This window comes from Streptococcus suis (genome assembly GCF_002960625.1).
Classification (GTDB): domain Bacteria; phylum Bacillota; class Bacilli; order Lactobacillales; family Streptococcaceae; genus Streptococcus; species Streptococcus suis_T.
The window spans coordinates 1-12493 of the sequence record NZ_POJH01000017.1; the positions used below are offsets into that span (position 1 = coordinate 1).

Genomic DNA, 12493 nt, shown 5'->3' on the forward strand with positions numbered 1-12493 from the left:
ATTTTAGGCAAAAACAGAACTTAGTCTGAGACTAAATTCTGTTGGTTTTATGCAGTTTTCTCAGAGTAACTTCTAGATGGACGGGAACTAGAACTTACTTTGAGAATTTACCACGGATTTTAGGAAAATTAAAATAGAATTCTCTTGACTATTTTTGACCAAGTGATACAATAGGAAATGTGAGTTAGCACTCGGAGGTAAGGAGTGCTAAAAAGACCAGGAGGTAATACCATGTTGAAACCATTGGGCGATCGTATCGTCGTAAAAATTGAAGAAAAAGAACAAACTGTTGGTGGCTTTGTTCTAGCTGGAGCAAGTCAAGAAAAAACCAAGGAAGCAAGTGTCCTAGCGATTGGAGAAGGAATTCGTACTCTGAACGGAGACCTGGTTGCACCTGCTGTGGCAGTTGGTGATACAGTGTTGATTGATGCTCATGCAGGTTTGGAAGTCAAAGACGGTGACCAGACTGTTTACATCATTCGTGAAGCTGATATTTTAGCAATCGTTGAATAAGAAACTAATAGAAAAGGATTTGAACCCGCTTGTGAAATTGTAAGAAATGTGAAATAGGATTTTTTATTGATTTAGGCGGGAGGGTATAATTATGGCAAAAGAAATTAAATTTGCAGCAGATGCTCGTGAGAGCATGGTTCGTGGTGTCGATATTTTGGCTGATACGGTCAAAGTAACCTTGGGGCCAAAAGGTCGCAATGTTGTCTTAGAAAAAGCTTATGGATCACCACTCATTACAAACGACGGTGTGACTATTGCCAAAGAAATCGAGTTAGAAGACCATTTTGAAAATATGGGTGCTAAGTTGGTATCCGAAGTGGCTTCAAAAACCAATGACATCGCTGGTGACGGTACAACAACTGCAACTGTTTTGACACAAGCGATTGTTCGCGAAGGCTTGAAAAACGTGACTGCAGGTGCTAACCCAATCGGTATCCGTCGCGGGATTGAAGCAGCAGTTGCAACAGCAGTTGAGGCTTTGAAAGCGCAGGCCAATCCAGTTTCAAATAAAGAAGAAATTGCTCAAGTCGCAGCTGTTTCTTCACGTTCTGAAAAAGTTGGTGAGTACATTTCAGAAGCTATGGAGCGCGTGGGCACAGATGGTGTTATCACCATTGAAGAATCTCGCGGTATGGAAACAGAATTGGATGTGGTTGAAGGCATGCAATTCGACCGTGGTTATCTGTCACAATACATGGTAACAGATAATGAAAAGATGGTGGCTGAACTTGAAAATCCATTCATCTTGATTACCGATAAGAAAATTTCTCATATTCAAGATATTTTGCCACTTTTGGAAAGCATTCTCCAAACCAATCGTCCATTGTTGATTATTGCTGACGACGTGGATGGGGAAGCCTTACCAACACTTGTACTCAACAAGATTCGTGGTACTTTCAACGTAGTCGCTGTTAAGGCGCCAGGATTTGGTGACCGTCGTAAAGCTATGTTGGAAGATATTGCTATCTTGACAGGCGGTACAGTGATTACAGAAGACCTTGGTTTGGACTTGAAAGATGCGACCATTGAAGCACTTGGTCAAGCAGCTAAAGTTGTGGTCGACAAAGATGGTACAACCATTGTTGAAGGTGCTGGAAATCCAGAAGCCATTGCCAACCGTGTCGCTGTTATCAAGTCACAGATTGAGGTAACCACTTCAGAATTTGACCGTGAAAAATTGCAAGAGCGTTTGGCTAAATTGTCAGGCGGTGTTGCAGTTATCAAAGTCGGTGCCGCTACTGAGACTGAGTTGAAAGAAATGAAACTCCGTATCGAAGATGCCCTCAACGCAACTCGTGCCGCAGTTGAAGAAGGAATCGTAGCCGGTGGTGGTACAGCTCTTGTCAATGTTATCGATAGCGTAGCGAAATTACAGTTGAAAGGCGACGATGAGACAGGGCGCAATATTGTCCTTCGTGCCTTGGAAGAACCAGTTCGTCAGATTGCTTATAACGCAGGTTATGAAGGTTCAGTTATCATTGATAAACTGAAGAATTCAGAACTGGGCATTGGCTTTAACGCAGCGACAGGCGAATGGGTCAACATGATGGATGCAGGTATCATTGATCCTGTTAAAGTAACACGTTCAGCCCTTCAAAATGCAGCTTCTGTAGCCAGCTTGATTTTGACGACAGAAGCAGTTGTTGCTAACAAACCAGAACCAGCCGCTCCAGCTATGCCACAAGGTATGGATGGAATGGGAATGGGTTACTAATTAGATGAAAAGAAACACAGTCGAAAGGCTGTGTTTTTCTTGAAAATTTCAATCACATCTATTTGACAATAGGTTTGGGATGTGGTACTATATTAGACGGTACTTTTTACTTTTGGTCTCTCAAGAGTGTACAGGGACGTGCTGACAAATGTTGCAAAAGTACACACAGATAGGGGTTGTCACCAATGCCCTATCACCAAAAATAAAAAATATATACAGGAGAATGTAGATGCCTACAATTAACCAGTTGGTACGTAAACCACGTAAGTCTAAAGTAGAAAAATCTAAATCACCAGCTTTGAACGTTGGTTACAACAGCCGTAAAAAAGTTCAAACAAATGTTTCATCACCACAAAAACGCGGTGTTGCAACTCGTGTCGGAACAATGACACCTAAAAAACCTAACTCAGCCCTTCGTAAATTTGCTCGTGTACGTTTGAGCAACCTTATCGAAGTTACTGCTTACATCCCAGGTATCGGTCACAACTTGCAAGAACACAGTGTGGTTCTTCTTCGTGGTGGACGTGTAAAAGACCTTCCAGGGGTACGTTACCATATCGTTCGTGGTGCACTAGATACTGCTGGTGTAAACGATCGTAAGCAAGGCCGTTCTAAATACGGTACTAAACGTCCAAAAGGCTAAGAAGGGGGAAATATAAATGAGTCGTAAAAATCAAGCGCCTAAGCGCGAAGTATTGCCAGATCCATTGTATAACTCAAAATTGGTAACTCGTTTGATCAACCGTGTTATGTTGGACGGTAAACGTGGTACTGCTGCATCAATCGTTTACGGTGCCTTTGATCAAATCAAAGAAGCAACTGGTAACGATGCACTTGAAGTATTTGAAACAGCAATGGAAAACATCATGCCTGTACTTGAAGTACGTGCACGCCGTGTTGGTGGTTCTAACTACCAAGTTCCAGTTGAAGTTCGTCCAGAGCGTCGTACAACACTTGGTCTTCGTTGGTTGGTAACAATCGCTCGTAACCGTGGTGAGCACACTATGATCGATCGCCTTGCGAAAGAAATCATGGATGCAGCAAACAACACTGGTGCAGCTGTTAAGAAACGTGAAGACACCCACAAAATGGCAGAAGCAAACCGCGCATTCGCACACTTCCGCTGGTAAGATAGGATGTTTTAGCGTTAAACAAATGCTAGCCAAAATAGGAAAATCGACGAAGAAACTTCGGTTTCTAGGAGGTTTTACACCTAAAGGTAGCCACACTTGTAATTGGCTAAAGCCAAAACAATTGCGTCTCTTTTTAGCAGACATTTGTAGCTAAAATTCAACTAAGATTAAGATACGAGGGCGTCAAGCAACTCCTAGACAAAATAGGGAAGCGAAGCAGATTGCTGTGCAATCAATGAGGTTCATCTTTTTGTCAGCGAGTTGTAGCCCGAGTTCAATTAGGATGTGAGGACGTTAAATCAATTCTACATAAATCAATTGAGATTATGGTAGCAACTTATCGTTCAATCATCACAAACCGGATCGAGGCTTGCCTCATCCACTTCACACCATTAGTAAGAAATCAAGCGGGTGGGACTTGCCCACTCGCTTTTCTTAAAATATGGTATAATCAGAATAGAAATCTAAAAATATAGGAGAACAAACCTCATGGCACGCGAATTTTCATTAGAAAAAACTCGTAATATCGGTATCATGGCGCACGTTGACGCGGGTAAAACAACGACAACTGAGCGTATTCTTTACTACACTGGTAAAATCCACAAAATCGGTGAAACTCACGAAGGTGCATCACAAATGGACTGGATGGAGCAAGAGCAAGAGCGTGGTATCACAATCACATCTGCTGCGACAACAGCTCAATGGAACAACCACCGTGTAAACATCATCGACACACCAGGACACGTGGACTTCACAATCGAAGTACAACGTTCACTTCGCGTTCTTGATGGTGCGGTTACCGTTCTTGACTCACAATCAGGTGTTGAGCCACAAACTGAAACAGTATGGCGTCAAGCAACTGAGTACGGTGTTCCACGTATCGTATTTGCTAACAAAATGGATAAAATCGGTGCGGACTTCCTTTACTCAGTAAGCACACTTCACGATCGTCTTCAAGCAAATGCACACCCAATCCAATTGCCAATCGGTTCTGAAGATGAGTTCCGTGGTATCATCGACTTGATCAAGATGAAAGCTGAAATCTATACTAACGACCTTGGTACAGATATTCTTGAAGAAGATATTCCAGCTGAATACCTTGAGCAAGCTCAAGAATACCGTGAAAAATTGGTTGAAGCAGTTGCTGAAACTGATGAAGAATTGATGATGAAATACCTTGAAGGTGAAGAAATCACAAACGAAGAATTGAAAGCTGGTATCCGTAAAGCGACTATCAACGTTGAATTCTTCCCAGTATTGTGTGGTTCAGCCTTCAAGAACAAAGGTGTTCAATTGATGCTTGATGCGGTTATTGACTACCTTCCAAGCCCAGTCGATATCCCTGCTATCAAAGGTATCAACCCAGATACAGATGCTGAAGAAGAGCGTCATGCTTCTGATGAAGAGCCATTTGCAGCTCTTGCCTTCAAGATCATGACTGACCCATTCGTAGGTCGTTTGACATTCTTCCGTGTTTACTCAGGTGTACTTAACAGTGGTTCATACGTAATGAACACTTCTAAAGGTAAACGCGAGCGTATCGGACGTATCCTTCAAATGCACGCAAACAGCCGTCAAGAAATTGAAACTGTTTACGCTGGTGACATCGCCGCTGCGGTTGGTTTGAAAGATACTACAACTGGTGACTCATTGACAGATGAAAAAGCAAAAGTAATCCTTGAGTCAATCCACGTTCCAGAACCAGTTATTCAATTGATGGTTGAGCCTAAGTCTAAAGCTGACCAAGACAAGATGGGTATTGCCCTTTCTAAATTGGCTGAAGAAGACCCAACCTTCCGCGTTGAAACAAACGTTGAAACTGGTGAAACAGTTATCTCTGGTATGGGTGAGTTGCACTTGGATGTCCTTGTTGACCGTATGCGTCGTGAATTCAAAGTTGAAGCAAACGTAGGTGCTCCTCAAGTATCATACCGTGAAACATTCCGCGCTTCTACACAAGCTCGTGGTTTCTTCAAACGCCAGTCTGGTGGTAAAGGTCAATTCGGTGACGTTTGGATCGAATTCACACCAAACGAAGAAGGTAAAGGTTTCGAGTTCGAGAACGCTATCGTCGGTGGTGTGGTTCCACGTGAATTCATTCCAGCGGTTGAAAAAGGTCTCGTAGAATCTATGGCGAACGGTGTTCTTGCTGGTTACCCAATCGTTGACGTTAAAGCTAAGCTTTACGATGGTTCATACCACGATGTCGACTCATCTGAAACAGCCTTCAAAGTGGCAGCATCTCTTGCCCTTAAAGAAGCTGCTAAATCAGCTCAACCAACTATCCTTGAGCCAATGATGCTTGTAACCATCACTGCACCAGAAGATAACCTTGGTGACGTTATGGGTCACGTTACTGCACGTCGTGGTCGCGTTGACGGTATGGAAGCTCGTGGTAACACACAAATCGTTCGTGCTTATGTGCCACTTGCTGAAATGTTCGGTTACGCAACTGTACTTCGTTCAGCAACACAAGGTCGCGGTACTTTCATGATGGTATTTGACCACTACGAAGATGTACCAAAATCTGTACAAGATGAAATCATCAAGAAAAACGGCGGCAACGCTTAATTGATTGCCCAAGCCTGCTCGAAAGAGCGGGCTTTTTTCATACCTTCTATCTCTTTTTCGTCAAGAACAAAATGAAAACCACCAGTTAAACTGGTGGCTGAGAAGATGTTGTAGTTCACTAAAAATCACCTCCAACAGTCTAGGGCTGAACTGTGCAAGTGGAAGTCGGACAAACCAAGTGGAAAGCAAATAATCAAGTAGACGTTTTCCCATCCCTATTAGATATAAAATCATTGTTCTTGGATGGGGAATATTTTAAAATATTGTAATTGTTCTTGATACAGTTTTGTGTATTTGTTGGCTTGTGAAAGGCTGGATAATACTGTTTGTGTACGAGTTGGGTAGTCGGTGATGATACCATCTACTTCTATGGTGTCTGCTTGTTGTACTCCTTCAGGAGTATTGACAGTCCATACGTAGAAAGATTTTCCTGATTTGCGAATATAATTAAGTAAATCATCAGTGAGTTGATCTAAGGGAACACTATAGCCAGTCAGGTTAGGTAATTCAATTTCCGGAGGTGCGCTCATCAATAAGTAGGTTTCAAATTTTGGAGCATACTTTAGAATAGCGTTTATGAAATGAGAGTCAGCAGACTGAAGCTGATGCCCCTCCTCTTCAAAGCTTGCTTGGTATTTCTTCATAAAATTGTCTACCATTTTGGGACTATCTTGTGCAGAAGTTTTAAAATCAATTAAGAGTTTCTGATTTTGTGTTCTGGCTTCAGTTAGAATTTGGTCAAAACTTGCGATTTGAGCAGTATGTCCAGCTGCATCTGTTATGATGGTTTCTGTTAAGTTTGCCAAAGTAAGATCATGGGGACGATAGTCTACACCAGCCCAATTGATTAAACTTGCATCGTGAAAAGCAATAAACTCTAGGTCAGCTGTTTCCCAAAGGTCGATTTCGATGTAGTCTGGCTGGCTCTTACTTGCTAATTGCAGTGCTTCAACGGTATTTTCAATAGCGTGGTGGTCGTTTAAAGCGCGATGAGAAATAATAAGTGGCGCTTTTGGGGTATGAAAGGAGGCTTCATATCGGGCTAATAAGAAGACCGGCACAACTGGAAGGAAGATGAAAAGGAGAGAAGAGGGCTTCCACCAAGTAAATTTTTCGTTAAAGAGTATTTTCCACCAGAACCACAAGGTAAGTGTGAGCGCAAGGATTAAACTACTGTAAAGAAAAGCGAAAAATAGGCTATAGTTCATTTGCACATGACTGGTAAAAATATTTGAGATGACTGGCTGGATAGATATGCTGATTGTATTTAATCCATACCATAATCCTAAACTGAATAAAGGAGTGAGAATGCTGAGGATGGCTTTTTGAAATTTAGACCGATGTTTTCTTTTGGATAAGTGTTTCTGGCGAATTTTTGAGTATTTTGTCGGCATAGGAGTAATAACTTTCTAAAACATTACTTATGATTGTATCAAATTTTATAGGTTTTATCCAATTGATCAGTAAGTTTTCAGAAATTCCATGCAGTTCCGACAATATTAACAATGAAACTATATGAAATTCTTGCTTTTTTATTGAATAAGTTATATAATAAAAACGTTGAAAAGATGCTTGTAGGCTTACAAGTTAATATTTTCACAAAAGGATTAAAAGGCTTGCCTTTTAAAATAAAGAACTCGATTTTCATAAGGAGGAAATCATTCATGGTAGTTAAAGTTGGTATTAACGGTTTCGGACGTATTGGTCGTCTTGCTTTCCGTCGTATCCAAAACGTAGAAGGTGTTGAAGTTACTCGTATCAACGACCTTACAGACCCAGTAATGCTTGCACACTTGTTGAAATACGACACAACTCAAGGTCGTTTCGACGGTACTGTTGAAGTTAAAGACGGTGGTTTCGAAGTTAACGGTAAATTCGTTAAAGTTTCTGCTGAGCGTGAGCCAGGAAAAATTGACTGGGCTGCTGACGGCGTAGAAATCGTTCTTGAAGCAACTGGTTTCTTCACTTCAAAAACTGCTGCTGAGCAACACATCCACGAAAATGGTGCTAAGAAAGTTGTTATCACTGCTCCTGGTGGTAACGATGTTAAGACTATCGTTTTCAACACTAACCACGATATCCTTGATGGTACTGAAACAGTTATCTCAGGTGCTTCATGTACTACAAACTGTTTGGCACCAATGGCTAAAGCTCTTCACGATGCATTTGGCGTTCAAAAAGGTTTGATGACTACAATCCACGGTTACACTGGTGACCAAATGGTTCTTGACGGACCACACCGTGGTGGTGACCTTCGTCGTGCTCGTGCTGCTGCTGCGAACATCGTTCCTAACTCAACTGGTGCTGCTAAAGCTATCGGCTTGGTAATCCCAGAATTGAACGGTAAACTTGACGGTGCTGCACAACGTGTTCCAGTTCCAACAGGTTCTGTAACTGAATTGGTTGCAACTCTTAACAAGAAAGTTACTGCTGAAGAAGTAAACGCTGCTATGAAAGCTGCTGCTACTGAATCATACGGTTACACTGAAGATCAAATCGTTTCTTCAGATATCGTAGGTATCTCATTCGGTTCATTGTTCGATGCAACTCAAACTAAAGTTCTTGACGTTGATGGTGAGCAATTGGTTAAAGTTGTTTCATGGTACGACAACGAAATGTCTTACACTGCACAACTTGTTCGTACTCTTGAGTACTTCGCAAAAATCGCTAAATAATCCTTAGTGAAAATCAAAGAGGCTTCGGCCTCTTTTTTTTTTACACAAAGAACATATATAACCATGTTTTGTACAGAAAAGCTTGTTATACTATGCATAACAAGTATTGACTTACCAGTCAATACTTGTTATACTATGCATAACAAGTATTGACTTACCAGTCAATACTTAACCTAATAGTAACACGGAGAAAGTTATGAAAAAATTTTTTAAACTACATTCCAAGTCGGTTCGTTTTATTTTGTTACTTGTTGCAGCATTGGCTTGTTTGTCATTTGCCTATTCACAATATGAAAATTATCGGTTAACTCCACGTATCAGTGAGGAAGTGAAAAATGCTCCCTTAAAGATTGATACTAGTTCAGTAGTGTTAGAAGATGGTAAGTCCTATCGACTACCGAGAAACATTGCTAATTTAGTAGGTGTTTATAAAGGGCTTGAGAATGGGCATGAAGTTCAAGTGAGAGTTAATCCTGACGGTACCTATGAAATAATTAGTAAGGGGGAGCGACTTACTGAAACATATTTGGATAAGAATGGAGAGCTTCGCTATAAGCAGGAAGAAACGGTTGGATTAGAAATAGGTATTCTTGTAGAGGAGCATGGTTATGTTCGATTTTATCGGTATAAAGATACTATAGATGATGATACGCTGATGGGGCTAGAGATATTATCAAATGGCTTATATATAGATAGTGATGGTAAAGTTGATCTCTTAAAATCTATGTTCCAGAAGCTTCGGAGAGAAGCAGTTTTCCGCCATAATGAATATGTTCCGCAAGATGTGCTGACGATTGATGAAACAAATGCAGTGTTTACTCCTAATTTTTTACTGTTTGACAAGGAGAAACTGGTTAGCTATTCCCATTATCATGCACATAGTTTTAGAGATGGTCCCTTTAAGACAAGTTATACTCCAAAATCTGAATTCACAAAATCCAAAGATGTTTATGACATTTGGGAACAACCGATTGAGAAATGGGCAATTGAGGAAGTCTTGATAGAGGAAGTCACCTTATCCGACTTTTTACAAATGTATGGCTCGAGTATTCGGAAAACAGCTAAGGGGCTGTGGCAGATTGCTAATAATAAAGTTACTGATCCGACAGATACAGAGTTGGAGAGCTACATAAAAGAAAACGGTCGAGCATTAACGGATGAGGAATTGGCTCATATCAAGAAGAAGTACGGAGTGGAGTTTGATGTTTCGTTTGGTATTGAGAATAAGGGATATTTTACGACCATAAATGTTTTCGGCTGGTCTGAGGATACTGGTTTTGACGAATTTGGGCTCCTGAAGGAGAATGGGAGGTTTTAGGAAACATATGTTATCAATAGCATCAGATATTGTCACGATTATTGGAGGTCTGACCATTGTAGGAAGTCTTTATCAGTATCTAAAAGCAAAAAGTTTTGAGAAAGAAGTATCTTTTCTGGAAATCATTGACAGTTTTAATTCTTCTATAGAAGTGATGGAAGAAAAATTAGAGCTAATTGAGGGATGGAATGATTATATTCTATATGAGGAAGGTCCGGAGGTATTTGATAAACAATTAAATCAATTACGGATGCAGGAAAGTCGTTCTCAAAAGAATATGCTTTATTTGGACATGCTCAAGACACTTATTACCTATTCAGGTTCAATGCCTTTGCAGGATATTTTTGAAAGCAATCCGTATATTGTTGAAGAATTGGTAGAGTTGCTTGCTCAAAAATCAGAGGCTCTCCTGTCTGACTATAAGACAGAACAGATACTCAGGTTTCGCAAGTATTGTTTGCAACTATCGGATCACTACCTTTCTATTCATAGAGGTGATCTAGAAGAAGAGGATGTTATGAGATATAAGGAGTTATACTTAGATATTCTCGAAGATATAAAACGTTGTTTAGAAACTTATTTAAAGGAGAAATAATTATGAAAAAGTATTTATCGGCTACAGTATTGGTTTTGGGAACCTTTTTCTTGGTTGCTTGCAGTAAGGCTGAGGAAGTTGTTGTAGAAACTATCAATAATGTAGATGGACGTTATATTGCCAATGCCTATGGTTTCGAGCTCGACCTTGAAATCGATGGTGAAACTATTACTGGTGAAGCCAGTGTTGGTATTGTGGATAGTGACATTACTGGCAGTGTAGATTTGCAGGGGCAAGAGATAGATATCGATCTTTCAGATAGCAAATCGATTTCAGGAACCTATGAAAAATTAGAAAATGGAGATTTAGAGGTCGATTTTTCAGGGAAGATGATTGTATTTGAAAAGCAGTAGTCGCTATCTAAGGTGAAGCAGGACAAGAGTTTTAGGATGAGGAGGACGGAACTGCTAACCAAGAGGCTTCGGCCTCTTTTTTTCATTCGTTCTTTTTGTAGATTTGTGAAAAAACTATCTTTATGAGAGAAAAAATTCAGAAAATATGGTACAATGGTAGGGTAAATATAAATTAAGGAGTTCTTATCTAATGGCAAAATTGACTGTTAAAGATGTAGAATTGAAAGGCAAAAAAGTTCTTGTCCGTGTGGACTTCAACGTGCCTTTGAAAGATGGCGTTATCACTAACGATAACCGTATTACAGCAGCTCTTCCAACAATCAAGTATATTCTTGAGCAAGGTGGACGTGCAATTCTTTTCTCTCACCTTGGTCGTGTGAAAGAAGAAGCTGACAAAGAAGGTAAATCATTGGCTCCTGTAGCAGCTGACTTGGCAGCTAAATTGGGTCAAGATGTTGCTTTCATTGCAGGTGCTACTCGTGGTGCTGAATTGGAAGCAGCAATCAACGCTTTGGAAGATGGACAAGTTCTCCTTGTTGAAAACACTCGTTTCGAAGATGTTGATGGTAAGAAAGAATCTAAAAACGACGAAGAACTTGGTAAATACTGGGCTTCACTTGGTGATGGTATCTTCGTTAACGACGCATTTGGTACTGCACACCGTGCACACGCATCAAACGTTGGTATCTCAGCAAACGTAGAAAAAGCTGTAGCTGGTTTCCTTTTGGAAAACGAAATTGCATACATCCAAGAAGCTGTTGAAACTCCAGAACGTCCATTCGTGGCAATCCTTGGTGGTTCAAAAGTATCTGATAAGATTGGTGTTATCGAGAACCTTCTTGAAAAAGCTGACAAAGTTCTTATCGGTGGTGGTATGACTTACACATTCTACAAAGCTCAAGGTATCGAAATCGGTAACTCACTTGTAGAAGAAGACAAGCTTGATGTGGCAAAAGCACTTCTTGAAAAAGCTAACGGTAAATTGATCTTGCCAGTTGACTCAAAAGAAGCTAACGCATTTGCTGGTTACACTGAAGTTCGCGACACAGAAGGCGAAGCAGTTTCAGAAGGCTTCCTTGGTCTTGACATCGGTCCTAAGTCAATTGCTAAGTTTGACGAAGCTTTGACTGGTGCGAAAACAGTTGTTTGGAACGGACCTATGGGTGTATTTGAAAACCCAGACTTCCAAGCTGGTACAATCGGTGTAATGGATGCTATTGTGAAACAACCAGGCGTGAAATCAATCATCGGTGGTGGTGACTCAGCAGCAGCAGCTATCAACCTTGGCCGTGCAGACAAGTTCTCATGGATCTCAACTGGTGGTGGTGCATCTATGGAACTCCTTGAAGGTAAAGTCCTCCCAGGTCTTGCAGCATTGACTGAAAAGTAAAAACTTACGACGAAAAGAGTTGGATTTCCAGCTCTTTTCTAGTGCATCGCGTAGAGTTTCTACGAAGCTAAGCGAGTTAGAAAGTCTAGCAAGGTGTAAGGCTCTTCCAGGACTTGCGACGGCACGGAGTGCCTAGTGCCATGCCTAGTCTTTCTGGGAAGTGTGACCTAGAAAGACTGGCTAGGTGCAGCCTTGACTGAAAAGTAAAAATTATGACGAAAAGAGTTGGGT

12 protein-coding genes are annotated in these 12493 nt (G+C 40.9%); 10 read left to right on the top strand and 2 right to left on the bottom strand.

Going from position 1 to position 12493, the window contains the following annotated elements; translation table 11 throughout:
- Nucleotides 1-231: 231 nt before the first annotated feature.
- From groES to fusA, 5 genes are all read left to right on the top strand, one after another.
- Complete coding sequence (gene groES, locus C1G49_RS02295; RefSeq protein ID WP_024392681.1) at nucleotides 232-513, top strand: co-chaperone GroES; 282 nt, start codon at nucleotides 232-234, stop codon at nucleotides 511-513.
- 91 nt (nucleotides 514-604) lie between these two features.
- Entirely contained in the window at nucleotides 605-2227 is a 1623-nt protein-coding gene (gene groL / locus C1G49_RS02300; RefSeq protein ID WP_024392682.1) for a chaperonin GroEL, read from the top strand.
- A 229-nt stretch (nucleotides 2228-2456) separates the two neighbouring features.
- Nucleotides 2457-2870, top strand: a complete 414-nt coding sequence (gene rpsL / locus C1G49_RS02310) for a 30S ribosomal protein S12 (protein WP_002940030.1) — start codon at nucleotides 2457-2459, stop codon at nucleotides 2868-2870.
- A gap of 16 nt (nucleotides 2871-2886) precedes the next feature.
- On the top strand, nucleotides 2887-3357 hold the full coding sequence (gene rpsG, locus C1G49_RS02315) for a 30S ribosomal protein S7 (RefSeq protein ID WP_002940031.1): 471 nt from the start codon (nucleotides 2887-2889) through the stop codon (nucleotides 3355-3357).
- 492 nt (nucleotides 3358-3849) lie between these two features.
- Complete coding sequence (fusA, locus tag C1G49_RS02320; RefSeq protein WP_105114182.1) at nucleotides 3850-5931, top strand: elongation factor G; 2082 nt, start codon at nucleotides 3850-3852, stop codon at nucleotides 5929-5931.
- Here fusA and C1G49_RS11365 read toward each other — a convergent pair.
- Both C1G49_RS11365 and C1G49_RS02325 read right to left on the bottom strand, forming a co-directional pair.
- A complete protein-coding gene (locus C1G49_RS11365; RefSeq protein WP_269088200.1) occupies nucleotides 5928-6050 on the bottom strand; it encodes a hypothetical protein in 123 nt (40 codons plus the stop codon). The two genes, fusA and C1G49_RS11365, sit on opposite strands and share 4 nt — an antisense overlap.
- Before the next feature lie 111 nt (nucleotides 6051-6161).
- Entirely contained in the window at nucleotides 6162-7325 is a 1164-nt protein-coding gene (locus C1G49_RS02325) for a glycerophosphodiester phosphodiesterase family protein (protein ID WP_105124455.1), read from the bottom strand.
- A 270-nt stretch (nucleotides 7326-7595) separates the two neighbouring features.
- Between C1G49_RS02325 and gap the strand changes: the two genes are divergently transcribed.
- The 5 genes from gap to C1G49_RS02350 all read left to right on the top strand — a co-directional run bounded on the left by gap (nucleotide 7596) and on the right by C1G49_RS02350 (nucleotide 12262).
- Nucleotides 7596-8606 (top strand): type I glyceraldehyde-3-phosphate dehydrogenase, encoded by a 1011-nt coding sequence (gap, locus tag C1G49_RS02330; RefSeq protein WP_029176999.1) that lies wholly within the window; start codon nucleotides 7596-7598, stop codon nucleotides 8604-8606.
- 196 nt (nucleotides 8607-8802) lie between these two features.
- On the top strand, nucleotides 8803-9924 hold the full coding sequence (locus C1G49_RS02335; protein ID WP_105114180.1) for a hypothetical protein: 1122 nt from the start codon (nucleotides 8803-8805) through the stop codon (nucleotides 9922-9924).
- A 7-nt stretch (nucleotides 9925-9931) separates the two neighbouring features.
- Complete coding sequence (locus tag C1G49_RS02340) at nucleotides 9932-10519, top strand: hypothetical protein (RefSeq protein WP_105124456.1); 588 nt, start codon at nucleotides 9932-9934, stop codon at nucleotides 10517-10519.
- A gap of 2 nt (nucleotides 10520-10521) precedes the next feature.
- Entirely contained in the window at nucleotides 10522-10872 is a 351-nt protein-coding gene (locus C1G49_RS02345; protein WP_105114178.1) for a hypothetical protein, read from the top strand.
- A gap of 190 nt (nucleotides 10873-11062) precedes the next feature.
- Nucleotides 11063-12262, top strand: coding sequence for a phosphoglycerate kinase (locus tag C1G49_RS02350; protein WP_014637337.1), 1200 nt, complete (start codon nucleotides 11063-11065; stop codon nucleotides 12260-12262).
- Nucleotides 12263-12493 lie beyond the last annotated feature (231 nt).

Coding starts and splice junctions, on each gene's coding strand:
- C1G49_RS02350 (WP_014637337.1), top strand. CDS start 11,063: ATGGCAAAATTGACTGTTAAAGATGTAGAATTGAAAGGCAAAAAAGTT.
- groES (WP_024392681.1), top strand. CDS start 232: ATGTTGAAACCATTGGGCGATCGTATCGTCGTAAAAATTGAAGAAAAA.
- C1G49_RS02345 (WP_105114178.1), top strand. CDS start 10,522: ATGAAAAAGTATTTATCGGCTACAGTATTGGTTTTGGGAACCTTTTTC.
- gap (WP_029176999.1), top strand. CDS start 7,596: ATGGTAGTTAAAGTTGGTATTAACGGTTTCGGACGTATTGGTCGTCTT.
- fusA (WP_105114182.1), top strand. CDS start 3,850: ATGGCACGCGAATTTTCATTAGAAAAAACTCGTAATATCGGTATCATG.
- C1G49_RS02335 (WP_105114180.1), top strand. CDS start 8,803: ATGAAAAAATTTTTTAAACTACATTCCAAGTCGGTTCGTTTTATTTTG.
- C1G49_RS02325 (WP_105124455.1), bottom strand. CDS start 7,325: ATGCCGACAAAATACTCAAAAATTCGCCAGAAACACTTATCCAAAAGA.
- rpsL (WP_002940030.1), top strand. CDS start 2,457: ATGCCTACAATTAACCAGTTGGTACGTAAACCACGTAAGTCTAAAGTA.
- rpsG (WP_002940031.1), top strand. CDS start 2,887: ATGAGTCGTAAAAATCAAGCGCCTAAGCGCGAAGTATTGCCAGATCCA.
- groL (WP_024392682.1), top strand. CDS start 605: ATGGCAAAAGAAATTAAATTTGCAGCAGATGCTCGTGAGAGCATGGTT.
- C1G49_RS02340 (WP_105124456.1), top strand. CDS start 9,932: ATGTTATCAATAGCATCAGATATTGTCACGATTATTGGAGGTCTGACC.